At 37.9% G+C, this 24,226-nt stretch carries 18 protein-coding genes and 1 tRNA gene; 12 read left to right on the top strand and 7 right to left on the bottom strand.

Annotated features, from left to right (window positions below):
• The first annotated feature begins 29 nt into the window (after nucleotides 1-29).
• The 8 genes from R2Q94_RS00305 (at nucleotide 30) to R2Q94_RS00270 (ending at nucleotide 12,749) form a co-directional block, all read left to right on the top strand.
• Nucleotides 30-683 (top strand): DUF5011 domain-containing protein, encoded by a 654-nt coding sequence (locus R2Q94_RS00305; protein WP_316819437.1) that lies wholly within the window; start codon nucleotides 30-32, stop codon nucleotides 681-683.
• A gap of 16 nt (nucleotides 684-699) precedes the next feature.
• Nucleotides 700-1,215, top strand: coding sequence for a lipid-binding protein (locus R2Q94_RS00300; protein WP_316819436.1), 516 nt, complete (start codon nucleotides 700-702; stop codon nucleotides 1,213-1,215).
• Between the two features lie 268 nt (nucleotides 1,216-1,483).
• A complete protein-coding gene (locus R2Q94_RS00295) occupies nucleotides 1,484-4,666 on the top strand; it encodes a TonB-dependent receptor (RefSeq protein WP_316819435.1) in 3,183 nt (1,060 codons plus the stop codon).
• Between the two features lie 19 nt (nucleotides 4,667-4,685).
• The gene (locus R2Q94_RS00290; protein ID WP_316819434.1) at nucleotides 4,686-6,152 is read left to right on the top strand and encodes a RagB/SusD family nutrient uptake outer membrane protein; all 1,467 of its coding nucleotides are present in this window, start codon (nucleotides 4,686-4,688) and stop codon (nucleotides 6,150-6,152) included.
• A gap of 409 nt (nucleotides 6,153-6,561) precedes the next feature.
• Complete coding sequence (locus R2Q94_RS00285; protein ID WP_316819433.1) at nucleotides 6,562-9,732, top strand: TonB-dependent receptor; 3,171 nt, start codon at nucleotides 6,562-6,564, stop codon at nucleotides 9,730-9,732.
• Nucleotides 9,733-9,744: 12 nt separating this feature from the next.
• Nucleotides 9,745-11,151 carry a RagB/SusD family nutrient uptake outer membrane protein gene (locus R2Q94_RS00280; RefSeq protein WP_316819432.1) on the top strand — a complete coding sequence of 469 codons (1,407 nt, stop codon included), beginning with the start codon at nucleotides 9,745-9,747 and terminating at the stop codon, nucleotides 11,149-11,151.
• A gap of 78 nt (nucleotides 11,152-11,229) precedes the next feature.
• On the top strand, nucleotides 11,230-11,928 hold the full coding sequence (locus R2Q94_RS00275; protein WP_316819431.1) for a hypothetical protein: 699 nt from the start codon (nucleotides 11,230-11,232) through the stop codon (nucleotides 11,926-11,928).
• Between the two features lie 107 nt (nucleotides 11,929-12,035).
• Nucleotides 12,036-12,749: a hypothetical protein gene (locus R2Q94_RS00270; RefSeq protein ID WP_316819430.1), complete on the top strand. Its 714-nt coding sequence runs from the start codon at nucleotides 12,036-12,038 to the stop codon at nucleotides 12,747-12,749.
• Between the two features lie 52 nt (nucleotides 12,750-12,801).
• Here R2Q94_RS00270 and R2Q94_RS00265 read toward each other — a convergent pair whose 3' ends face one another.
• Nucleotides 12,802-13,698 carry an LD-carboxypeptidase gene (locus R2Q94_RS00265; RefSeq protein WP_316819429.1) on the bottom strand — a complete coding sequence of 299 codons (897 nt, stop codon included), beginning with the start codon at nucleotides 13,696-13,698 and terminating at the stop codon, nucleotides 12,802-12,804.
• Here R2Q94_RS00265 and metG point away from each other — a divergent pair.
• Nucleotides 13,697-15,847, top strand: a complete 2,151-nt coding sequence (gene metG / locus R2Q94_RS00260; protein WP_316819428.1) for a methionine--tRNA ligase — start codon at nucleotides 13,697-13,699, stop codon at nucleotides 15,845-15,847. The two genes, R2Q94_RS00265 and metG, sit on opposite strands and share 2 nt — an antisense overlap.
• Nucleotides 15,848-15,852: 5 nt before the next feature.
• Nucleotides 15,853-15,924, top strand: a tRNA-Arg gene (locus R2Q94_RS00255).
• A gap of 233 nt (nucleotides 15,925-16,157) precedes the next feature.
• Here R2Q94_RS00255 and R2Q94_RS00250 read toward each other — a convergent pair.
• From R2Q94_RS00250 to R2Q94_RS00240, 3 genes are all read right to left on the bottom strand, one after another.
• Nucleotides 16,158-17,072, bottom strand: a complete 915-nt coding sequence (locus R2Q94_RS00250) for an Abi-alpha family protein (RefSeq protein WP_316819427.1) — start codon at nucleotides 17,070-17,072, stop codon at nucleotides 16,158-16,160.
• 98 nt (nucleotides 17,073-17,170) lie between these two features.
• Entirely contained in the window at nucleotides 17,171-17,818 is a 648-nt protein-coding gene (locus R2Q94_RS00245) for a DUF2971 domain-containing protein (protein WP_316819426.1), read from the bottom strand.
• 281 nt (nucleotides 17,819-18,099) lie between these two features.
• Nucleotides 18,100-18,630 (bottom strand): hypothetical protein, encoded by a 531-nt coding sequence (locus R2Q94_RS00240; RefSeq protein WP_316819425.1) that lies wholly within the window; start codon nucleotides 18,628-18,630, stop codon nucleotides 18,100-18,102.
• Between the two features lie 206 nt (nucleotides 18,631-18,836).
• Here R2Q94_RS00240 and R2Q94_RS00235 point away from each other — a divergent pair, with 206 nt between their 5' ends.
• Both R2Q94_RS00235 and R2Q94_RS00230 read left to right on the top strand, forming a co-directional pair.
• Nucleotides 18,837-19,481 carry a hypothetical protein gene (locus R2Q94_RS00235; protein WP_316819424.1) on the top strand — a complete coding sequence of 215 codons (645 nt, stop codon included), beginning with the start codon at nucleotides 18,837-18,839 and terminating at the stop codon, nucleotides 19,479-19,481.
• Between the two features lie 26 nt (nucleotides 19,482-19,507).
• A complete protein-coding gene (locus R2Q94_RS00230; RefSeq protein ID WP_316819423.1) occupies nucleotides 19,508-20,122 on the top strand; it encodes a hypothetical protein in 615 nt (204 codons plus the stop codon).
• A 257-nt stretch (nucleotides 20,123-20,379) separates the two neighbouring features.
• Here the strand turns inward: R2Q94_RS00230 and R2Q94_RS22135 are convergent, their stop codons facing one another.
• Genes R2Q94_RS22135 through R2Q94_RS00220 form a run of 3 tightly spaced genes read right to left on the bottom strand, consistent with a single transcriptional unit; the run spans nucleotide 20,380 to nucleotide 24,183 of the window.
• A complete protein-coding gene (locus R2Q94_RS22135) occupies nucleotides 20,380-20,610 on the bottom strand; it encodes a transcriptional repressor (protein ID WP_410478513.1) in 231 nt (76 codons plus the stop codon).
• Between the two features lie 5 nt (nucleotides 20,611-20,615).
• Nucleotides 20,616-23,039, bottom strand: coding sequence for a TonB-dependent receptor domain-containing protein (locus R2Q94_RS00225; protein WP_316819422.1), 2,424 nt, complete (start codon nucleotides 23,037-23,039; stop codon nucleotides 20,616-20,618).
• A 1-nt stretch (nucleotide 23,040) separates the two neighbouring features.
• Complete coding sequence (locus R2Q94_RS00220) at nucleotides 23,041-24,183, bottom strand: PepSY-associated TM helix domain-containing protein (protein ID WP_316819421.1); 1,143 nt, start codon at nucleotides 24,181-24,183, stop codon at nucleotides 23,041-23,043.
• Nucleotides 24,184-24,226: the final 43 nt, after the last annotated feature.

The following is a 24,226-nucleotide window of genomic DNA, read 5'->3' as shown; positions in this document are numbered from 1 at the left end:
GTGTTTGATTTTAAATTTAAACCAGAGTCATGAAAAAATATTTAAATATCATAGTAATAGGGATTCTAGGCATGACGGTCTTGTCGTGTAAGAAAGAATCCTTTAATTATCCTCCTGGGACGGTAGGGATTTCCAAGATCACGTATTTTCCTATCATTACCATGAAGGGGGAAAAGTACTTTATAGTTGCCAAAGGTGGAACTTTTACTGATCCCGGAGCAACGGCAAAAGTAGGGGCAGATGATTCACCAGTAGTGGTGTCTGGAGCTGTAAACACTGCGGTGGCAGGCATCTACGGAGTGACCTATTCTGCTGAGAATGCAGATGGTTTTTCTGCTAAGGCTACCAGACAGGTGATTGTATACGATACACAGCCAGATGCTGCTGCCAGAGATTTCTCGGGTAAATACCTGCGATCTTCAAATAGCGTAGCCTCTAACTGGAGTAAAATTGGTCCGGGAGTTTACCTGGTGGCAAATCCAGGCGGTGCACCTGGCGCTGATGGAATTCTGGTTGTTGCCGTAAATCCTACTGGTTCTGTTATTTCCATTCCAGCGCAGAATACGGATTCGGGAGCATGGGCTTCAAAAGATGAAAGTTATAACCTGGCAGGAAACTCTTATTCATGGGTAGTGTTAAATTCAGGCTATGGTACTGCATTAAGGGTCTTTGTTAAACAGTAATTTAAAACAGCGCAACATGAAAAAATACATATATATACTCTCGTTATTTATGATTAGCCTTTCTGCTTGTAAGAAGGAAGAACCAGTTGGAGGAACTGCTGTTCAGGAACTCTCCGGCGAGTGGTGGGTTCAGGTAAAAATTGGTGGGCAGTTTAGCCCCAGTTATGGAGAGGATTACTACAAGGTCATCACTTACAACACTTCAGATAATTCGGCTACGCAAATGTGGCTGGATGTGAGCTCCATTTGGGCAAATCCGAATAATAATGAAAAGGTTTTTGCAAAAGTTAATACAAATGTGGCAGATCTTTCCTTTTCTGCGGATAAAGCAAAAAATGCCGGACCTTATTATGATCCAACAATGACCTTTAATGTAACTAAAGGTAAGGTGACTAAAAATACTTACGTAGGAGCAGTATCAAAGGCAGTATCCGATGGTATTTCATTTGAAATTGAGTTTTCTGATGATCCGGGAACGATTTACCAACTTTCAGGTTATCACCGAACTAAATTCCCGGAAGATGACCACTAAACTGGCTTAGTGGAATCGTAAAGGAAAAGGTTGGCTCGTCATTTAGGATGAGCCAACCTTTTTTTTTAACTTTTATAAATAAGATTTTTAGGTAGATGTTTGGTTTTTTGTCCCTCCACAGGACTTTAATTAACAGGCAGTAGTTCAGTGTGTTGTATTTTATTGTCTTTTTTAAAAAAAAAGACAATAAAATGATAAACGACTCAAATACATCAGAAATATTACATATCTTTTGGAAACTATTAACTAACCTAAATTTTAATTTTTTATGAAGAAACTTCTACGGAGTTTGTTCATTCTGTTGTTTATTGCGGGATCTGCAATGGCACAGGAGCGGACAATTACAGGAACAGTTACGGATAATGGCGACGGAAAGCCATTACCAGGAGTAACAATTCGACTAAAAGGGGCTAAGGGTGGCACACAGTCGGCAGCAGATGGACGTTATTCCATCAAAGTACCTTCAGGAATAACCGCCCTGGAGTTCTCCTATCTTGGCTATGTTGCGGTTACAAAACCAATAGGGAGCACGAATGTGGTCAATGTAGGCATGAGTAGCGATTCGAACGACCTCAACGAGTTGGTGGTGGTTGGTTATGGTACCCAAAAGAAAGGGGAAGTTACCGGCAGTACCGCCTCTGTGAATGGGGCTGTTATTGCGGAGAAGCCAGTTCAAAGTTTTGAAGCTGGTTTAGCCGGACGAGCATCTGGTGTACAGATTACGGTTCCTACCGGAGTATTAAATGCGCCTCCGGTATTTAGGATTCGTGGAACAAATTCGGTTTCATTGAGTTCTCAGCCATTGTTTGTAATAGATGGAATCGTAGCAACTACAGGAGATCAGTCATTAACAGCTACGGCATCTAACCCATTGGCCAGTATCAATCCGAATGACATTGAAAGTATCGACATCGCAAAAGACGCGGCTTCAACGGCCATTTATGGTAGTCGTGCTGCAAATGGAGTCGTTTTTGTAACGACCAAAAGAGGAAAAACCGGAGTACCTAGGGTAAATTATGATGCCTGGGTGGGCTGGTCGAGTCCATATCGTTTGCCAGAACTTTTAGATGCTTTCCAGTATACGGATTACAAAAATGAAGCAGTTGCCAATGCAAACGCGATTAGAGCAGGAAGTGTGAATATTACGGTGGGTGGAGTTTCTACATTGCCAAAGTTTGCATTAACAAATGGACCTGATGGCCAACCGATCAATACAAATTGGCTGGATTATGCTTATCGTACAGGATTCTCTCAAAGCCATAACCTCAATGTATCCGGTGGAACAGAAAACACCAAATATTACCTGGGTACAGGATACACGAATCAGCAAGGGATTTATGAAAAGAATGCTTTCAAAAGAATGAATGCCTTGTTTAATATCGATAGTAAGATCAACGATTACTTATCTATTGGTGGTAAACTTTCTTATTCCAATGAGCAGAATTTAGCTGCAATCAGTAGCGGATCACTCTACGGAGAGGCTTATGGAACAGCTGGTGTGGCAAGAACAGCAGTTGTAAATGCACCCAATGTTTCACCATATAACAACGATGGCTCCTATAATTTGGGAGGTACTTTTGTTGGGGCGATGAATAACATTGTGGCCAGTAATCAGGTTGGATTTTACAATTTCGTTCAGATTCTTGAAAAAAACAGAGAAAATAATGAAACAGACCATGTGCAATCCAATGCTTACATACAGGTGAATCCATTCAAATGGTTAAATCTACGCTCTGTGTATGGTATTGACTATATTGGTAGTGATAATGATATTTTTTATAATCCAATTCACGGGACAGGACAGGGCCCTAATGGAGAAGGCATCGGTGCTTATAGAAAAAGGAAAAACTGGACCTGGACCAATACTGCGCAGGCGGTATATAGCGTAAGCAAACATAATTTCAACCTTTTACTGGGTCAGGAGCAGCAAAGAAATACTGTTCGTGGCTACGGGATAGATCGTCAGGGATTAACAGATCCTGGTTATGATAATGTTCAGGCAGGTTTTACGTTGAACAATGCATCAGGTATGGCGAGAGGTGAAAACTATTTGCTTTCCTATTTTGGCCGTTTAAATTATAATTATGAAGGGAAATATTTCCTGAGTGCTAATTTAAGACAAGATGAGTATTCTGCGCTTGGCCAGAAGAAAGGAACTTTCTGGGGGGCATCTGCAGGCTGGGAGATCACCAAAGAAGACTTTTGGATGAATTCAGGTATGAGTAATGTTTTCAGCAGTTTCAAATTAAGAGGAAGTTACGGTAAAGTAGGTAATATCGGAGGAATTGATAATTATGCGACCTTTACGACCTTTAGTCCTGGCTTATACGGCGGGGTTCCTTCCTCAGTTTATAGTGCAGCGGGTAATAAAGAGTTGAAATGGGAAACCAGTAAGAAAACAGACATTGGATTTAATTTTGGGGTATTAAATGACCGTTTAACGGCTGAGGTCGCTTATTATAAAAACAATATTGATGGTTTAATCATCAATGTTCCTCAGGCTCCTTCGGCTGGTGTACCTTCCAGTATTTTATTGAATGCAGGAAGTATGTATAATAAAGGTTTTGAGTTTGCCATTTCAGGTAAACCGGTTATGACAACTGATTTTAGCTGGACAAGTAATTTTAATATTTCATTTAATAAAAATGAAGTTACTGCGTTGGCTCCAGGTTTGAATGAGATCATTTTTGCAACAGGTAGTACGGCTACAGGGGAGAATGTAAACAGAACTACACCGGGCTATTCTCTTGGTTATTTATATGTGGTACGAACCGGAGGAGTAGATCCGGAGACTGGAAGAAGAATATTTATTGATGCTGCTGGACGAAAAGTAACTTATCAGCACATTAATCCTGCTTTCCAGCCTAACTGGAGATATTTAGACAATGGTACTGTTGCCCCTGCAATAACACAGGCTGCCGATGCAGTGATGTACAAAAATACTGCACCAAAAGCTTATGGAGGTTTTGATAATACTTTTCGTTATAAAGGGTTTGACCTAAATGTGATGTTGACCTATCAACTTGGGTTTTATGTTTCTTATGGAACGAATGCAGGTTTACATGACCAACGTTTCTGGAATAATGCGGTTGATGTATTGGGCCGCTGGCAACAACCAGGTCAGGTAACGGAGTTTCCAAGACCAGTGTATGGTGATAATGTGTCTTACGGGAATACCATTCCATTAGATATCAATGTGTTCAAAGGAGATTTTGTAAAGCTTAGAAATCTTTCACTGGGCTATACGATTCCACAGCATTTATTGAGTAAGTACAAGCTCAGTAATTTAAGGTTTTATGTGTCAGGACAGAATCTGGCCATCATCACAAAATATCCAGGACCGGATCCAGAAGTGGCCTCAAATGGTGTGAATGCTGCAGGTCAGGGTTCAGACCGAAATTCCGGACCTAATGCAAGAACGTACACAATGGGGCTAAGTCTAGGTTTTTAAGGCTTAAAAATTATCAATCATGAAGAAAAGAAATTTATATATAGCGGCACTGACCTCAATAGCGGTCTTGTCTGGCTCCTGCAAAAGGGAGTTGTTAAATCCTGTTCCTGAAACTACCGTTTCAATTGACTTTGCTTTTGATACTCCCTTTCGTATAGAGAGTCAGGCGATTTCTTTATATACCTCATTAAAATCCGGAACATTATACGGAGGACGCTACCTGGTTTATGGAAATGTGAGAGGAGATGATTTTATCAATGAGACTTCCAATTTGGTGACGGCATCAGATGTATGGAACATGAACGTGGCCAACAGTGCAACTGCTGTAAAAACCTTGTGGGCACAGGGTTATCTGACGATTAACCGCTGTAATGTGTTTCTGGATGGAATGGCAGCAAAAGGAACAAGTGTAGTGGGAGCAACTTTAGCCCCAGGGTATATCGCCGAAGCGCGATTGATTAGAGCGCTTACTTATTATAGTTTGTTGCAATTGTATGCTCGTCCCTATGTGGATGGTGATGGCAGCAAGCCTGGTTTGCCATTGAGGTTGACCGGGGTAATCAGTCAGGGTTTCTCAGATCTGGCCAGAAGCTCTGTCGCGGATGTTTACAAACAGATTCTTGCTGATTTGGATTTTGCAGAGACGAATTTAAAATCAACGAATGCAAATGCGACCTTAAATACGACAAGAGCTCATAAAAATACCGCGATTGCTTTAAAAACTAGGGTGTATTTATCAATGGGTAAATATCCGGAAGTGATTCTTGAAGCCAATAAAATTGTGCCTGCGGTAGCACCTTTCAAAGCGATTTCAGGAGTAGCAAACGAGATGCAACCGGATATTACGACCGTTTTTAAAAGCCCTTATACCAGTACAGAATCTGTGTTTTCTTTGCCAATGGGTACTAGTGCCTCGCCTTTGGACTATCCAGGCACTCAAAACTCACTGGCTAGTTATTTCTATTTCACGAATGCTACACCGGGAACTACAGAATTCTCTCTTAATGCCAATGGTGTTGTTGCAGATGTAAATTGGAAAGCAACTGACAAGAGAAGGAGTCTGGTATTTAAGGCTAGCAGCGGAAAACAATTTGTATCAAAATTTATTTCACCGAATCCTTATACGGATTGGGTTCCAGTGATTCGTTGGTCTGAAGTATTGTTAAATCTTGCTGAAGCAAGAGTCAGAAGTACAAATTCTATTGATCCTCAGGCATTACTTTTGTTAAATGCAGTTCGTCAACGTTCAGATGCAACTACTACATTGGCGCCAGCCTCAGTTGCTGATTTTACAACAGCTTTGTTAAACGAAAGAAGAATAGAGTTTTTAGGGGAAGGACTAAGAGCCCCTGATCTAACGCGCTTGTTATTGCCTATTCCTGCAAAAGGTGGTGCACCAGGTAAATTACCAACTGAGAGTGGGTATATCTGGCCAATATCTTCTGATGAATTATCATTGAATAAACTGATGACTGACAATAATTAATATTTTCTAAAAAACGGAGGTTGACGCGCTGATTTATAGCCTGAAAACCTCCGTTTATTTCCAAAAGTCTGAATTGTTCTTTTGCCTATGAAGATTGTTTTTTTAGTCGGCAACATCTGAAGTTCCCAATCAATTTTTCAAACCTTAAGTAATTGTTTTCACATGAGTCGTTAAAAAGTGTTAAATATTGTCTGACTTCTGCCTTTTCATTTTTTATTCAAAATAAATGTAAACAAAACAGGGGTTATCGTAAAAATAATGCTGTTTTTGGTGTTTTTTTGGGCAAAAAAACATCCTTCTACTACTGTCATTTTACTGTCATTTGTTTTTCTATATACCCATTTTTAGTATGTTGGCATACTAAATCGCCTATATTCAGTCATTATTAACTAACCTAATTTTATTTTTTATGAAAAAACTTTTACAAAGTTTGTTCATTTTGATGTTCGTCGCAGGATCTGTGATGGCCCAAGATCGGACAATTACTGGTACAGTTACAGATCAAGAAGATGGTAAGCCGCTACCTGGTGTAACCGTTAGAATTAAAGGTACTAAAGTGGGTACACAAACCTCTGGAAACGGAAAGTACAGTATCACTTTACCAAACGGGACTACCACAATCGAATTTGCTTACCTAGGATATTTAACACAGTCAAAAGCAGTAGGTGCTGGGAATGTGATCAATGCATCCTTGGTTTCAGATTCAAAAGCATTATCCGAAGTTGTGGTAGTTGGTTATGGAACTAAAGCATTGAAAGATGTGAATGGTTCTATATCTTCTATTAAAGGAAGTGAAATTGCTGATCAGCCGGTCGAGAGTTTTGATAAAGCTCTATCAGGAAAAGCTGCTGGTGTTCAGATTTCTAGTTCAGGTGGTACACTAGGAGATGGAGTTTCAATCAGAATCAGGGGTGTAAACTCAATTTCTACTAGTTCATTGCCTTTAGTAGTAATTGATGGTATTCCAACAACCAGTGCTGAAAACGTAAACTCTTTCAATAGTGGTAACGGTACACGTTTTGATCCATTAGCTTTAGTAAATCCAAATGATATCGAGTCAATTGAAGTATTAAAGGATGCAGGTGCTGCTGTATTATACGGTTCACGTGCGGCAAATGGTGTAATTTTGATCACCACCAAAAAAGGAAAAAGCGGGACTTCAAAAATTAATTTAAGTTCCAAATTAAGTTTTGCTTCAGCTGCAGCTAAACCAAATGTATTGGGTGCTGAAGATTTCATGACCATCAACAATGAAAAAGTAAAAAACAAATATGGTGCAAATGCTCCTATCGTTGCAAAAGATAGCGATATTGATGGCGATGGTGTACCAGACAGAACGAACTGGATGGATGAAATTTTCCAAACTGGAACCACTTATGACAATAACCTTTCCCTTTCTGGTGGAAGTGAAAAGGCTACTTATTATGCATCAGTAAGATATGCAGATCAGAATGGTATTCTTTATGGTAACAGATTGAAAACTGGTTCTGCTCGTCTTAATTTAGATGTTAAACCTAAAACATGGTTGCGTTCAGGTGTAGAATTGTCATTCACAAAATCTCTTAACTATGGTTTATTAACTGACAATTATTTAGCGGGTGTTGCTATTGCTGGTTACAATGCTCCTCCTAACGTTTCTGTTTACAATCCTGCAGGTCCTAAAGGCTATAACTTAACTACGGGAACACTTGCTGGTTATTTAGGATTAGGAAATAACATTACTACTGTTAACAATACAAGTTTAATCGGTAACAGGGTTTATAACCCGATTGCTACTGTAGATCTACAGAGAAATCAAAATACTCCTCAACACATTGTGGGTAATGTTTACATGGAGGCATCTCCAATCCCAGGATTGAAAGTAACTTCAAAATTCGGTATTGATTACCTTTCAAACTTTGAAGATCAATACTCTAACCCACTTATTGCTGGTTTAGGTTTATCTTATGGTGGATTGGTTCAGGATAATATCTACAATAACAACCAATGGGTTTGGCAAAACTTTGCAACTTACGATAAAACAATTGCTGAGAAACACAGAATCAGTTTAACTGCTGGTGCGGAGTATCAGTACAATAAATTGACTGAACTTTATGCTTCTGCAAACAATTTCGCAGATCCATTTTTCCAAAACATTCTTGATGGTACTTATACTGGTACTATTCCAGGTGGAGACCAAATATTATTGGCTTCAGGCGGTGGAATGGAAAGCAGAGGTCTTGAGTCTTATTTTGGGCGTGCAGGTTATACTTATGACAATAAGTACTTTATCGAGGGTGCATTTAGAGCGGATGCATTCTCTGGTTTTGGTATTGACAACAGATGGGGTAAATTCCCAAGTGTGTCGGCAGGATGGGTAGCTTCAGAAGAATCATTCCTTAAGGAAAATAAAATTGTAAATTACCTGAAAATCAGAGGTAGTTACGGTCTTGTTGGTAATTCAAGAGGTGTAGGTCCATATGCTGCAAGAACACTTTATAGCGGTGGTTCATACACTAGTTTGAATGGATTCTCTAGTTACCAGTCAGGAAATACAAATCTTAAATGGGAAGCTTCGAAAAAATTCAACATTGGTTTTGACATGAATTTCTTAGATAAGAGAATTGGTTTAACTGTAGATTATTTCAATACAAACGTATCTGATTTGATTTTAAATGCACCAGTGTTATATTCTGTTGGTGTACCAAACTCAACAATTACTTCGAATATTGGTAGTATGAGAAACAGAGGTATTGAGTTTACAGTAAATACTGTGAACATTAAAAATGACGATTTCTCATGGTCTACTTCATTCAACTATACTTATGTTAAAAACAAGGTATTGTCATTAGTTGCTACTAATAACAATGCTGATATTGCTTCTGCTGCAACTGTTGCAAGTGTTGGACGTCAGTTAGGTACTTATAAAATGTACAACTGGGCAGGTGTAAATCCAGACAATGGTTATCCAATGTGGTATGCTGCCGATGGAACAACTAGAACCTGGGATCAAGTGGCATTAAGATATGTTAATGCTGATGGAACACCAGCTACTGCACTTACTGCGGCTGATCAACAATATCAGGAAGGTAAAACAGGGACTCCAACTTTCTACGGTGGTATGGATAACAATTTTAAATACAAAGATTTTGATTTGAGTTTCTCATTGGTATACCAAGGTGGTAACTATTTGTATAACGCAACACTATCTGGATTATTAACAAACCAATTCCAAAACAATGAGGCTCGTATCATGGATCGTTGGACTACTCCAGGTCAGATCACAGACGTACCAAGAGTATCAAGTGGTGATAACCCTTCAAACCAGGTTTCGACAAGATTCCTTGAAAAAGGTGATTTCTTAAGAATGAGAACCATCTCTCTAGGCTATAACCTGAAACCAGTTTGGGCTGCAAAAGCAGGCTTATCTAATTTGAGAGTTTCTGCTCAGGTTTATAATGCCTTCGTAATTACTGGTTACAGTGGTATTGACCCAGAGGTGAACTCTAACAGGAACAATACAAACATTGCTACAGGATACGATAACCGTGCAATTCCTCAACCGAGAACATTCACCTTAGGTTTAAATGCATCATTTTAATTAGAAGATCTTATGAAAATTTTTAATAGACATAAAACAATCAATATTGCATTAGCTCTTGCCATGATCATGACAATGGGATCTTGCAAAAAGGCACTCTTTGAAGAGCCTTTTGAATACCTTTCTCCAGAAGCGGCTTTTGAAAGCCCTGAGCGTATAGAGAAAGCTGCAATTGGTATGTACGACCAATTGCAGAATGCAGAGTTTTTCGGAGGGAGAGCATTGGTTTACGTAGATCAGCGCGGAGCAGATGTAAATCCAGCTACCTTCTTCGGAGATATCGCATTATTTACGCCAGTAACGGCAAGTAATGCTTTCGCAGCATCTAACTATCAAGGTGCTTACAGAACGATTGGTGAAACGAACTTGTTCTTAAAGAACATGACAAAAGCTGGATCAATTGTAGATCCAGCCAAAGCGGCTCAATATACTGGAGAAGCGAAATTCATTCGTTCATTGTGTTATTTTTACTTGGTTAATTTGTATGGTCAACCATATAAATTTACTGCTGGAGCCACTCATTTAGGTGTTCCATTAGTATTATCAAGTGCAGATGTTCCTTTTGCAGAAAGCAATATGCTTCCTAGAGCTACTGTTGGAGAAATTTACAATCAAATGGAAACTGATTTGAAAGCGGCAGAAGCGGCTCTTCCTGTTGGTTATAATGATGCAGCAGTGCAAAATGTTGCCCGTAGTACAAAAGGTGCTGCACAGGCTTTATTAGCAAGACTTTATTTATATAAAGGTGATTATCCAAACGCATTGCTTTATGCAAATAAAGTGGATCCAGTTAAATATAAATTAAATGCTGATCCAGCAACTACATTCCGTGCTTACAACACAGCTGAAAGCATTTTCTCTGTGGCAATGAACGGTGGTGATAACCCTAATACTAACCATGCATTAGGTCAACATTATTCACCATCTAAACGTGGTGACATCACGGTAGCTACTAATTACATTGCATTAATGGATCAGACAAAAGATTTAAGGTTCAAAAACCTGATCATCAGTCAAGGTGGAAACTTCTGGACTACAAAGTATACTAGTGTTATTGACTGGGTTCCTGTATTGAGATATGCGGAAATCATGTTAATTAAAGCTGAAGCTTTGGCAAACATTGCTACTGGTGTAGATGCAACGGCATTGGCGTTGGTAAATGAACTTAGAGCAAGATCATTAGCTGATCCTATCACTGCTACTGACAAAGCGGATTTAATTGCTAAAATTCTTATTGAAAGAAGAATTGAATTAGCCTTTGAAGGTCAGGGTGAATTTGACTTTATCCGTACTGGACGAAATATCCCTGCTCATGCTACGGTAAAAGAACAAGTTTATGGTTCAGACTATATCGTATTCCCAATTCCTTTCCGTGAAACTCAGATCAATAAAAATCTGGTTCAGAACAAAGGATACTAGTTTTTAAATTTTCAAGAAGGGGTTAGGAATATTTTCTAACCCCTTTTTTATGTCCAATTGAATTTGTAGCTGAAGTATATGAATAGAATTTGTCAATTTTTTTGCCTAAGTTTTTTAATACTACTACTTGCTGATGATGCCAAATGCCAGAAGGAAGTTCCAATTGGCACCTTATTAACAGGAGTACCACTCAAAACAAAGTCCTATAAAGAAATGGTTGGCTCTCCCTATCTTTATGAAGCATGGTTTAAGGGGGCAGTTAAACTTGCGGATGGCAAGCTTTATAACAATATGAAATTGAAATATGATCAGGTAGAAGATCAGCTCATTTTTAAATATGGTGAGGAACCGGAGATGAGCTTTACTTCTGAAGTAAGAGCTTTCAATATATATAGTTATACCATAGATGGGGAAAAGATCGAGGTAAATTTTGTGAATGGTTTTCCACCAATAGATGAGGGTACTGAAAAGTCTTATTATCAAGTTTTCGATCCCGGAAAGCCTGGGAAAATGGAACTGGTTAAAAGAAGTGTTAAAAAGGTTTATGAGCTAAGATTGTATAATTCGGCTACTACAGAGCAGAGGGTAGAAGTGAAGAATTATTATTATGTATTGATAGATAATCACTTGTTGAAGTTGAAGCGGGATTATCGTGCATTATTGGAATATATGAAACCACATGAGGAGAAAATAATAAAATACATCAAGACAAATAAATTATCTTTTAAAGAAGATGCTGATTTTGTGACTCTAGTTAAATATTATAACACTCTCTAAGCTGAGCTTAATTTATTTGTTATCCCTATATGGTATATTTACAATAACGCTTTATCTGTGATAAATGGCAAATTGCCTTCAATTTTGGATTCTTTAAATTATATTTTATGAATAAGTTTAGATTTATGTTTGTGGTGTTTGCTGTGCTGTTATCTTTCACTCTTGTATCAAAAGCTCAAGAGGAAGTAGAGAAATCGGAACAGACCTATATTTGGAGCAGTACTGGTTTTGACAGAGCGCCTACTTATACCGAAGTGATTGGTTCTCCCTATCTTTTTGAAGATTGGCGCATGGGGATAGTGAGACTTGAAAATGGAAAAAACTATGATGGGCTAAAAGTAAAGTTTGATCAATTGACGGATCAACTCGTTTTCATAGGCGATAATAAAAAGGCTATGGATTTTAGCATGGCCGTAAAAGCATTTGATATTATTTCTTTTGATCTGGAAGGGAATAAAGTTGTTTATAGCTTTATCAATGGATTTCCCCCAATTGATGGTGCTACTGAGAAATCATTCTATCAGGTTTTTGATCCGGGTACCTCTCCTAAAATAGAGTTTGTAAAGAGGGTAAAGAAAGTTGTTTACGAGCGGTCTGTTTACAGTTCTGCCGTTAAAGAGAAATTGATTGAAGAAAGAACCTACTACTATCTTTTGATGAATAAGCGACTATTTAAAATCAAACTTAACCAGAAGGAGTTAATGAAATATATGCAAGACCATAAAACTGAGCTGAATGACTTTGTTGCAAAAAACAAATTGACTTTTAAATCGGATGGAGATTTTGCAGAGGCTGTTAAATACTACAACTCTTTGAATTAAAAAGCTTTTTAGTCCTCCATTGTCAATTTGAATGGCACTGTTAGGACCTTTATTACTGCTTGAGTATAACTTTTTTGCGTTCAACCTCCATGTTGACGGAATTGCCTATTGTCATTGCCATGTTGCCGTCGATATGACCTGAGGGAAAATTATAACAAACTGGGAAATCGTAATCTTTTACGATTTCTTTTATAATCTGCTCCGGACTTTGTCCGAAAGGCAATTCCTCTATTTCATATCCATTAAACGCAGCTACAATTAACCCTTTTAATTTGGCCAGTTTACCACTCCTTTTCAGAGTGCGCATCATTCTGTCTATCGCATATTCGTGTTCCCCTACATCTTCTATAAAAAGGATTTTATCGGTATAATCGAATGCTGATCCTGAACCTTCAGCAGCGATGAGCAGGGTTAGGTTCCCGCCTATTAAAGTACCTGTTGCGCTCCCAGGGCGGTTCTCAAATTCGCTGTCATATACATAGGTTAGTGCTTCGCCAAAAAGTGCTTTTCTTAAGGATTCCAGTGATTCTTCTGTGCCATTTTCGAAGGTTTTGGGCATTTGTCCGTGGACACTTTGCGTATTGGTTTGGGTTAAGATATGGGACAGTAAAATGGTAATATCACTGAAGCCAACCACCCATTTCGGTTGCTGCTGAAAATTTTGAAAATCAAGATCATCTAGAATTCTGATTGTTCCATAGCCTCCTCTGGACGCAAAAATTGCTTTGATTTCTGAATCGTCTAAAAAGTTTTGAAGGTCTTCTCGTCTTTGCTCGTCCGTACCTGCAAACTGATGATGTGCAGCATAAACGTGGTTTCCTAAAACCACTTTTAATCCCCAGTGCTCTAAAATGGAGATTGCCTTGCTCAAGTCTGTAGTTAATTTCTTTGCCGGAGAGCTGATTCCAACTTTGTCTCCTTTTTTTAAATATGGCGGCTGCTTAATCATGGGTAAAACACTTATATTTGACAAAATAATAAAAATAGTTTTGGATAGCAGTAAAATAAAGAGATATACGGTTACGGCCGCTTTGCCTTATACAAATGGGCCAGTGCATATTGGACACCTTGCAGGTGTTTATTTGCCTGCGGATACCTATGTAAGGTATTTGCGTTCGAATAAGAGAGATGTGAAGTTTATTTGTGGATCGGATGAGAATGGTGTACCTATTACCCTTAAAGCTAAAAGGGAAGGGGTAACTCCTCAGGTGATCGTTGATAGATACCATAAAATCATTGGAGATTCTTTTAGGGATTTCGGTGTTTCTTTTGACATTTATCACCGTACTTCGTCTTTGATGCATCATCAGACTGCTTCCGACTTTTTCGAAAATCTGTACAATAAAGGGATTTTTACGGAAGAGGTAACTGAACAATATTATGATGAAAAGGCACAGACTTTTCTGGCAGATAGATACATCACCGGAACTTGTCCGAAATGTGGCAATGAGAATGCTTACGGGGATCAATGTGAGAGCTGTGGAAGCACTTTAAATGCCACTGACCTGATTAATCCAAAATCTACACTTTCTGGTGAGAAACCAGTTAGAAAGGAAACTAAAAACTGGTTCCTGCCGCTGGACAAATATGAGGATCAATTGAGAACCTATATTGAAAGTCATAAAGAATGGAAACCAAATGTTTATGGTCAATGTCAGTCCTGGTTAAATGCGGGTTTACAGCCACGTGCAATGACCAGAGATTTGGATTGGGGTGTAAAAGTACCAGTTAAAGATGCTGAAGGCAAAGTCCTTTATGTTTGGTTTGATGCGCCTATCGGTTATATTTCTGCCACTAAGGAGTTGTTTGAATATGCCCGCCTGGATGTATGGAATCCTAAAGCAGAAGAGTATTATATCAATAAAAACGGATTGTCTAAAGGCAACTGGGAAGATTATTGGAAAGATGAAGAAACCAAACTGGTTCACTTCATTGGTAAAGACAATATTGTTTTCCATTGTGTGATTTTCCCAGCGATGTTAATGGCGCATGGAGGTTATACTTTAGCCGATAACGTGCCTGCAAATGAGTTTTTGAATCTGGAAGGAGAGAAAATCTCGACTTCTAAAAACTGGGCGGTTTGGTTGAATGAATACCTGGAAGAGTTTAAAGACAAACAGGATGTGTTGCGTTATGTATTAACGGCAACAGCTCCGGAGACTAAAGACAATGACTTCACCTGGAAAGACTTTCAGGCAAGAAATAACAATGAATTGGTGGCCATTCTTGGGAACTTCGTGAACCGGGTAACTGTATTGACGCATAAGTATTTTGCGGGTAAAGTGCCAATGTGCATGGAGATCACTCCGGTTGATCAGGCGGTAATTGATGAGCTTGCTGCTTATCCGGCGAAGATCAGTGCTTCTATTGAAAACTATCGTTTTAGAGAAGCTTTAATGGAAGTGATGAATGTGGCTCGTTTAGGTAACAAATACCTGGCGGAAACTGAACCATGGAAAGTGATCAAAACAGACGAAGATAGGGTGCGTACAATCTTAAACATCAGTTTACAGATTGCAGCGAATATCGAGATTCTGATTGAACCGTTCTTACCTTTTACAGCCGATAAGCTGATGAAGATGCTGAATTATGGTGGTCATCAGTGGGAAGATGCCGGTAAGGTGAATTTATTACATCGTGGCCATCAGTTGAATGAACCTCAGTTGCTGTTCGAAAAAATCGAAGATGAAGAGGTGCAGGCTCAGATTGACAAGTTAAACAAGAGCAAATCTGATAATTTGGTCAGCAATGCTGAGGTTGCTCCTGCAAAGGAAAATATTCAATTCGAACAGTTTGGAGCGATCGATATTCGCGTGGCAACCATTATTGCCGCTGAGAAGGTAGAGAAAACTAAAAAATTGTTGAAATTAACGGTGGATACAGGGATCGACCAACGTACAGTTGTATCTGGTATCGCAGAGTTTTTCAAACCGGAAGAGATTGTAGGTCAGCAGGTCAGTTTGGTGGTCAACCTTGCTCCAAGGGAAATAAAAGGAATTTTGTCACAAGGAATGATTTTAATGTCTGAAAATTCAGAAGGAAAACTTACTTTTGTGGCTCCTGTAGCAAACCATGGTAATGGTAGTGTAATCAGGTAGGTTCTGGTCCCGTAGTTCAACGGATAGAATAGAAGTTTCCTAAACTTTAGATATGAGTTCGATTCTCGTCGGGACCACTTATTTAGCCAGTAGTTATACATAACTGCTGGCTTTTTTGCTTCAAAGGGCTAGAAAAGGGGCGAGTAAATTTGAATCTTGGGTAGACTTCAGATGATTTGATTTGAGCTTTGGGGTTGATATTTTTAGCTTCATCAAATGGGTTCTTCAGAGCTCAAGAAATTTAAATCTCTGTATAGATAAAAATTATTTTAAAATATTTTTCTGACAGATTTCTTTTTCAAAGTGACTATTATATAATGTTAAGCGTTTGAAGCACTTTTCTCTGTGAACAAGCAGTTACAAACATTTCGCCAAGCTGTGTCAGGATATGATCGTCATGATCAGCGTGAATTTCAATATCTAAATCTACAGTTAAGTATTTACTATCCGGTTCATTGGGAATCTCCAAAGACTGTGAACTGGCATAAGGTTTAGGGATAGCTTTAACAATTCCGAGCCTTATCAAGTTACCTAGTTCATAGTCTTTTAAGGATTGTTCGTTAACTGGCTCTGGACTTCTCAATTTTGTTTCAATATCGCTTTGATGTTTTCTCAAAGCTTCCAACTCAAATTGTATTTGAAGTAGGGAGTTTTCTAAGTTATGTATTGGAATATATTCTCCTTTTCCGCTAATGTTATGCCGTTTTCTAATAGCAATTTCTTTATCAATCCCAATTCGTTCTTCTTTATATTCTTGAACTTTTGTAGGATATTCTGTTTTGAAGTTATTCAGATCTCCGCTTAGGAGAGCTATTCTTTCTTTTTTTGATCTCACCGTATCTTCAAGCACTACAAATTCAGTTATGGAGATTTGACTTAATAGGTAAGGAAAAACGTGATTATCGATGTTCTGTTCTGAATCAACCATGTTAGCTAACAAATTCGCCCATTTATCCTGAAGTTTTTCATCATCTTCAAGTGCAGCATAGTCAAGGAGGGGACATAATAATTTTAACGAAATGGTTTTAGGAGAAATATTATGCTTTTCACAATAAACCATGGCTTTATTCAGCATATTAACTTGATTCTTAAACTTCCACATCATTACATGGTCTTTGGCTAATAAACCAACCTCATCAATCGCAGGGCCAATTAACTTGCTTAAAAAACTTTTTGCTAGATCAATGCTTTTTTCAATCATTGATGAGGTAATATCTACTTTCATGTATTGATAAACTAAAAAAATTATACTCTAGTGGTCGGTACTAGATTCATTAATAACTAAACAATATAATCAAATTACTTTTACGGTTTAATTTTCAACTAATATTGTACAAATGAAATAGCTGATTTTGAAATTTCACAGGTTATATTGTGCTGTTTTGTCATAATTTCTAACGCTTCTTTTATCTTGTCTTGATGAACTGTTGGACCGATTAAAATCTGTTTAATACTTTTTTTGTTGAAGCTTTGATCATAAAAAGGAACAATCATGGAGTTCTTCACATAATAATCTATCTTTTGGTTGGTTCCGAATGAAACGCCTCTCCATTCATTCTCGCCTATAAAACCTTCACTTTTAATATGTGCAAGATCATAGGTAAATTGAATATGCTCTCTGTCTTTATATAATCCCTCAATATTTTTGAATTTGCTTTTTATTCTTTGATAATTTGAATCTCCTATTATCCCTTTGTACGGATTTCCGTACTGGCATTTGTTAACTATAACATCCTTATCTGGAAATAATGTGCTTTTATCAAAACCTATTGCGATACCACCTTCTTTTGGGCAATATCCTCTCCAAAGGTTAAGATCATCCCTGTTTTCACAGAAGGATATTGTATAGAGTTTATTTAAAAAAGTAAACCTGTTTACTAACGAGGTGTCAAATTTCTCAACAAACCCGTTTTTATCCTCGAACTCTTTAAGGGCTTGGGTGAAAAGATTCAGACCATATTGATATTCCATGGAGTCGTTAAGAAACCCAATGTTGGTAAATCGTAGTTTTTGATTACTTATAATACTACAAAATGCAGCAAACGATGTATAGTGAAAAAGTATCTGTGACATATATAAAAATGAACCACAAGATAAAACTCAAAATTGATTTAAAAGAATGCTATATTAATGGATTAGTCGACTTCGGACTAGAACGAAAGGCAATTGTTTGTTATTAGAAATCATATTTCATAAAAAATCCGCTCCATAGGTAAAGTAATAGGGCGGATTTATATAAAATACTGGAAATATTATTGTCTTTCCCATTTTGCTTTTAGTGCGGATGGTTCGGTAAGGGTAGTGTAATTAACCTTCCATTGGATAGCCTTTGGTGCATCATAAAAATTTGTTTGGGCACTAAGAAAGTATTTTGTATTTCCTTTGTCTTCTACAATGATTTCAACAGCGTTTAATATGTAAACTTTTAAAATCAGGTCACCATTTTCCTTTAAAAGTTTTAGAGTCTTGCTCTGATTTTGATATTGCCAAACTCCTTCCTCTACATCACTGGCTTTTGTTGTTAAGGGGCCAGCCAATAAAAATAAACCGTTTGGGAAAAACTTGTAACTTGAAAACATCGATACAGGATGAAGCTCATTATTTGAGTAGGTTGCCATTAAATACCAATGTGAAGGATCGGATAGTGTTTTAGCGATATTCTGTTTTGTTATTTCAATTTTGCTAGAGCTTAAGGATTCAATTAAGATCTTTTTTTGGTTCGCTGTTTGTCCAAGTGCTACAATAGGACTGAGCGCAAAAAGTAGAATAATAAAATTTTTCATTGAAGGTTTGGTCTATACCTCCAGTTCCGAAAGGTGGATTAGAAAAAGCAGAGGTGGAACTGTAGCCTATCTGCGGAAGAGGGACTGGTATCCCGGTGCACAAATAAAACTATAGCCCACCTCATAGGTGAGCGAATAGTTGTTATCTAGTGCACGTTTAAAAATTACCAGTTTTATGTCTATAAAGTTGGCAAAAAATATTATATATGAAGACAAGACATCAGTTTGTTGGAAAATATCCTATTCTTACCAAAAGTGAAAAATTGATATTAGGCACGATCCACCCTCATTTTACAGAAAAGTTTGAGGTGCAATTTTTTTATGGGAATAGATCAAGTATCTGGAAAATCTTAAATGAGGCGTTTGATAATGAAATTGGAGACCCTATTACGGTAGAGGGTATAGTGAATTTCTTAAGAAGTCGAAAAATAGCGATTTCTGATACAATATTAGAATGTCTGAGAAAGAATCAGAATGCATTGGATAGTGATTTAATTCCGGAAAAACTTAACTATGGTCTTATTGATCAAATCAGAAACTCAACCATTAATGAGATTTTATTCACTAGTGGATTTGGTAAGAATAATGCTTTCAAATTATTTTATGTTGATATTTTAAAACAAAAAATCACTAAAAAAATAAGAGAGGAAAAATTCGTTTTACTTGATCCTGTTCATTTTGGGAGGCCGGTACTCCTCAAAATATTGGTGTCACCTTCTGGTAGTGCTAATATTCAACTATCCAGATCAAAGGATTATTTGGATGTCAAGGATAATTATGTGGGATATAAAACACCTGTTAAACAGTTTAAAGTTGATCTCTATAAGGACATATTTAAAAATACCATATGATTATTTATAGCAAATAATTTAATATTATGAGCCTCTTGCCAATTGAATTTGAAAAACTGACCGAAAAGCATGGTGCTTGGGCAAGCTGGGCTATTTGGGAATATGAAAAATCAAGAATAGGAGAAAAATCTACTGATATAATATATTCAAATATTGAAGCCCTCAATGTCAGGAATGTTATTATTGGATTAAACATTTCTAATGGGGTTGAAGTATGGGGAAACTTTAGAGGAGGAAAGCATGACCGAAAATTGAAATATGCTTTTAATGATACCGCAATACGTGGGGCTTACATGACAGACTTATTCAGAATTAAAATGAAAGAATCTACTAGTCTTGCAAAAGAGCTTAAAATCAACCCTGAGCTTATTCCAGAAAACGTCTTGAGGTTTGTTGATGAAATGAGAGATTTAAAAATCACCTCAGAAACTCGTTTTATTTTAATGGGAACTGAAGAAAGTGTATTGGGGAAGTATTATAGGCGTGAATTTCAGAAGTACTTTAAAGACAACCCTGTAACTTATCATCGTCACTATTCTAGTAGAGGAACAGATAAGACTTGGGTTGAGAGTATGAGAGAAAGTTTAAATATCAATGGCAACTTTGATGAAATACTACTTAAGTACAAAGTAAAAGATTAGAAATGCTGCGTTACAGGGGTAAATAAAAGGGTAACTAATTTGATCAGATCTGACCAAATATGACTTGAATTGAGGCTGTTTGACTCACAAAAACCACTGTTTTTTCTATCGTCGGGACCACTTATTTAGCCAGTAGTTATACATAACTGCTGGCTTTTTTGTTTTAAGGCATGATTAAATTAGAAGGGCTGTATTTTCGACTTTACTATTGCTAGGTGTGGTCTTTGGGCTTGGTAAATAGTCATAAGGTTTTGAATTTATTCGCTATTCAAAATATATACAGATTTCCGTTCCGGATTTTCTATTTTTTGTAGACGCTTCATCTTCTCCAATTTCTTAAGGTTGAGGTAAATGGAACAAACGCACATACGGTGCCCTTGTTCCCTAAGTTTTAGCCACAGCGCTTCTGCATCTAAAGCATTGTCATTTTCCTCCAGGTACTGGAGAATGACCTTGCTAATTTTTGATATTCCATGCTTAGCTCCCATGGTCTTTACATTCTTCCCTTTAAGTCTTCACTGCTAGTACTTCTTTCATTTGATGGTGTGCCCTTTGTACCAAAACGGTAGGTAAAGGATAACATCCCATATCTGCTATCGGATTGACTACGGCTTAAGAAGGTTATGTTTTCGTACAACATCCTTCTTTTGATGTGGTAACCTTCGAAAATATCATTCATCATAAATTTCAAACTCCCTTTTCCTTTAAGTACTTCTTTCTGGATACCGGAAGAAATGATGCTATAAGATTGAGTGGTGCTGATTCCTGATACTTCTTCTGAAATGTAGAAGGCACTTAATTCCGTTTTCCAGCCTTTACCGAGGTTAAAGGTGTTCTGGGAGTTCAAACTTAAGGTGGTACCACTATTCACCATAGGATGCGTATTGCTGTTAATTTTGTACCTATTGTGATATAAGTTCAGAAATTGGCTACCTGTCCACCATTTGAATAGTTGAGTAGATGCGGTAATACTCAGGCCAAAATTATCAAAAGTGCCAATGTTTTCCGGGCGTTGGAAAGTGGTGCTTCCGGCATCGAGCTGACCTAGTTGTTCAGCGATGACATTCCCGGTATGATTATAACTCAGTGTAGCGAAATAGCGTGATTTAAACCCATAACCTAACTCAATCGCGTTTACGATGGCTGGTTTTAAATATGGGTTTCCTTCATAGAAAGCAAAAGGATCGTCATACACCCGGAAAGGATTTAAGTCCCAATAACTTGGACGCTTAATTCTTCTGCTGTAACCTGTTTTTAACTGATGATTTTCGTTAAAATCCCGGCTAATAAACAGGCTTGGAAAAAGACCAATATAATCTTTCTTAAAGACTTGGTTTGAAGTGATCTGATTGCCTTTGGTGTTTGTATATTCTGCCCGTAATCCTGCTTGCAGCTGATATTCAGACCAGGCTGTATTCAAATTAATGTAAGCAGCCTGTATCTGTTCTTTATAGATAAAATGGTTGCTGGTACTGGCATCTGGCAGGTAGGTATTGTTTTTCAGCGTATCATATTGGAGGTTATTTTCTGTACGCACATAACTGCCTTTCCAACCTGCTTCTAATATAGATTTTTTGGTCAGGGGCAGGATGTAATCTATTTTAGCAGCATAGACATCATCATCTGAAGGAATATCTCCTCTACGACCTGAGGGTAGTCTGGTTATGCCTTCATTTGGAAAGAGATATCGAGTATCTAACTGCTGTCTCATTTTGGAAGTATGATAAACATAATCAACATCTGCCTTCAGTTCATGCCCATTGTTATTAAACCTGTGGACATAGTTTGCGTTATAAAGAAGATCCGTCCAGTTTTCCTTATTATTCGTTTGGGTAAGTGCTGTCCAGGAAGTTTCAGCATTTGCATTTCTTAAGACACTGGAGCTAGGCTGTTGTGTGGGATATTTACCAATAGCACCATTTACTAAAAATCCCAGTGTATTTTTTTCATTTAGATTTAAGTCTACTCCAAATCTAAAGTTATGTGAGCGCAATTTTGCTTTCTCTAATGTTTCCTGCTGGATACTTTGTAATAAAGTATGGTTGTCGTTATAAAACAGACGTTCGGCATTGCGGTTACTCTCCAGATTCTGATTGTTGGCATTATAGCTTCCATAGGTATTCAGTAGGGTCGTATTGTAACTTAGTGCAATGCCTTGGCTGTTTCTGATATCCTGACCCGCACCTATGCTTCCATTGATGCTGCCGTTAAAACCAATTAAGAGGTTCTTTTTGATGATTATATTTACAATCCCAGCGCTGCCAGAGGCATCAAAATTTGCGGTAGGATTAGACATGATTTCAATCCTTGAAATAGAAGAAGAGTTTGTTCCTCTCAATAAGTTCGCGAGCTGATCACCAGAAAGGTAGGTCGGTTTTCCATTAATCATCACCGTTGTTCCTGATCTTCCTTTGAGTGAGACCTCTCCATTCTCTGTTACTGTTAGCCCAGGTGCTTTGTTTAATAACTCCAGAGCTGTATTTCCCTCGGCAAATATGCTTTTCTCAATATTCATCACTGTTTTATCCAGAGTTTGCTCAATTAATGGGCGTTGGCCACTGATCGTTACGGCGTTTAACAATCTGCTATCAGTATTTAAATGAATGGAACCCAGATGGTGTAAGTTTCTGGCATCGCTGAGTTCTATCACCGGGGAGTAATAATCTACATAACCGATATAGCTGATTTTCACTAGATACTTGCCATTTTTAACCCCAGTAAGCATGAAGTTTCCGGCTGTATCCGTCATCACCGCATAAGCTTTTACTGAATCCACAGAACGCAATACAGTGACGGAGGCAAAAGGAATGTACTGTGCTTTTTCATCCAGTAATTTACCGTAGATTTTTTTTTGAGCGCTGGCAGGCATCACAAAGTAGAGCGGACAAATAAGGGCAAAGAGATATTTTTTTATCATGTTAAGGAATGCTTAGCACCTGTTCAGGCTGTTTTTTGACTTGGGCAGGTTTTTTTGTTTTTTTCTTTTTTCCCCACCAGATATAAAAGCCGGTGATTGGTAAACTGGCACAAATTAAACTGGCCAGGAAGTATAGAATTTTTGTAGTAAGGCCACCAATGGCACCAACATGGATTGCATAATTGAGTTTTCTTACCTGATCCGGAAATTTCATATCTTCCAGACGTTTGGTCGAATTTGGTAAAAGTTCGAGGGTTAAAGGATCAAAATTGAGGTCTCTCCAAAAGCCTTTGGTCATATCTGTACAGGCATAGATGGCTTCATCTGGCTCTTCTGCAAAATGTATGATCACCTGATCCTTATTGTACCGTGCAATTTCATTGACTACTTTATGCCAGATGAGATCTGCATTTTGTAATGAGGTATTTACTGAAGGGCCGGAGACTTCAACTTTTTGTCTTTTTTGACGAGGTTTATTTTCGCCACCTGTTAACCAGTAGACTCCTTGACTAAACCAGGAGAAGCTCATGACTAAACCGGTAATGGCCATCAATAGTGCAATTACTAAAGAATAAAACCCAAGAACATTATGTAAGTCGTAGTTTACGCGTTTAAATTTTGCCTTCCATTTGATTTTAAAACTCTGATCCCTACTTCTTTTATTCCATTTTTTTGGCCACCATAGGATGATCCCACTGATGGTCAGCAAAAAGAAAATAAAAGTAGACCAGCCTACAATCTGGCGCCCGATTGCACGTGGCATCCAAAGGTGTCGGTGGCCTTCATCTATAAAATGAAAAAAATCTTCATGGTCTACCATGGCTACTACTTCGGCAGTATATGGATTTACATAGACCATTGAATCCGACTCATGGACACTAAAATGTGCAGTACGACCAGCGCCATGATACCATACGGACTCAATATGTTTTCCAGGTAAGGCTTGTTCTACTGACTGGTGTAATACAGATGGAGGCAATATTTTTGCATTTGCAGGTTGTTCTGCATGAAGCCATGGAGAGGTCAGGCTTTTGAGCTCCTGCTCAAATACCAGTACACATCCGGTGATGCTTAGAATAACCACTACAATTCCTGAGGCCAGTCCCAGCCAAAGGTGTAGCCATGCGTTTATTTTGTTGAACATAAAGTTTTAAGGGTAATAGGAGGGATAAAACCCCGGAGTATTC

The sequence above is a fragment of the Pedobacter gandavensis genome (genome assembly GCF_032678465.1).
In the GTDB taxonomy this organism is placed as follows: Bacteria; Bacteroidota; Bacteroidia; order Sphingobacteriales; family Sphingobacteriaceae; genus Pedobacter; species Pedobacter gandavensis_B.
This window is presented reverse-complemented; position numbering and strand designations above follow the sequence as displayed.

Bases quoted from the DNA above. Each gene is read 5' to 3' on its own strand.
- R2Q94_RS00300 (WP_316819436.1), top strand. From the start codon at position 700: ATGAAAAAATACATATATATACTCTCGTTATTTATGATTAGCCTTTCT.
- R2Q94_RS00265 (WP_316819429.1), bottom strand. From the start codon at position 13,698: ATGATTAAGCAGCCGCCATATTTAAAAAAAGGAGACAAAGTTGGAATC.
- R2Q94_RS00290 (WP_316819434.1), top strand. From the start codon at position 4,686: ATGAAGAAAAGAAATTTATATATAGCGGCACTGACCTCAATAGCGGTC.
- R2Q94_RS00280 (WP_316819432.1), top strand. From the start codon at position 9,745: ATGAAAATTTTTAATAGACATAAAACAATCAATATTGCATTAGCTCTT.
- R2Q94_RS00295 (WP_316819435.1), top strand. From the start codon at position 1,484: ATGAAGAAACTTCTACGGAGTTTGTTCATTCTGTTGTTTATTGCGGGA.
- R2Q94_RS00220 (WP_316819421.1), bottom strand. From the start codon at position 24,183: ATGTTCAACAAAATAAACGCATGGCTACACCTTTGGCTGGGACTGGCC.
- R2Q94_RS00240 (WP_316819425.1), bottom strand. From the start codon at position 18,630: ATGAAAAATTTTATTATTCTACTTTTTGCGCTCAGTCCTATTGTAGCA.
- metG (WP_316819428.1), top strand. From the start codon at position 13,697: ATGGGTAAAACACTTATATTTGACAAAATAATAAAAATAGTTTTGGAT.
- R2Q94_RS00270 (WP_316819430.1), top strand. From the start codon at position 12,036: ATGAATAAGTTTAGATTTATGTTTGTGGTGTTTGCTGTGCTGTTATCT.
- R2Q94_RS00245 (WP_316819426.1), bottom strand. From the start codon at position 17,818: ATGGAATATCAATATGGTCTGAATCTTTTCACCCAAGCCCTTAAAGAG.
- R2Q94_RS00225 (WP_316819422.1), bottom strand. From the start codon at position 23,039: ATGATAAAAAAATATCTCTTTGCCCTTATTTGTCCGCTCTACTTTGTG.
- R2Q94_RS00235 (WP_316819424.1), top strand. From the start codon at position 18,837: ATGAAGACAAGACATCAGTTTGTTGGAAAATATCCTATTCTTACCAAA.
- R2Q94_RS00230 (WP_316819423.1), top strand. From the start codon at position 19,508: ATGAGCCTCTTGCCAATTGAATTTGAAAAACTGACCGAAAAGCATGGT.
- R2Q94_RS22135 (WP_410478513.1), bottom strand. From the start codon at position 20,610: ATGGGAGCTAAGCATGGAATATCAAAAATTAGCAAGGTCATTCTCCAG.
- R2Q94_RS00275 (WP_316819431.1), top strand. From the start codon at position 11,230: ATGAATAGAATTTGTCAATTTTTTTGCCTAAGTTTTTTAATACTACTA.
- R2Q94_RS00250 (WP_316819427.1), bottom strand. From the start codon at position 17,072: ATGAAAGTAGATATTACCTCATCAATGATTGAAAAAAGCATTGATCTA.
- R2Q94_RS00305 (WP_316819437.1), top strand. From the start codon at position 30: ATGAAAAAATATTTAAATATCATAGTAATAGGGATTCTAGGCATGACG.
- R2Q94_RS00285 (WP_316819433.1), top strand. From the start codon at position 6,562: ATGAAAAAACTTTTACAAAGTTTGTTCATTTTGATGTTCGTCGCAGGA.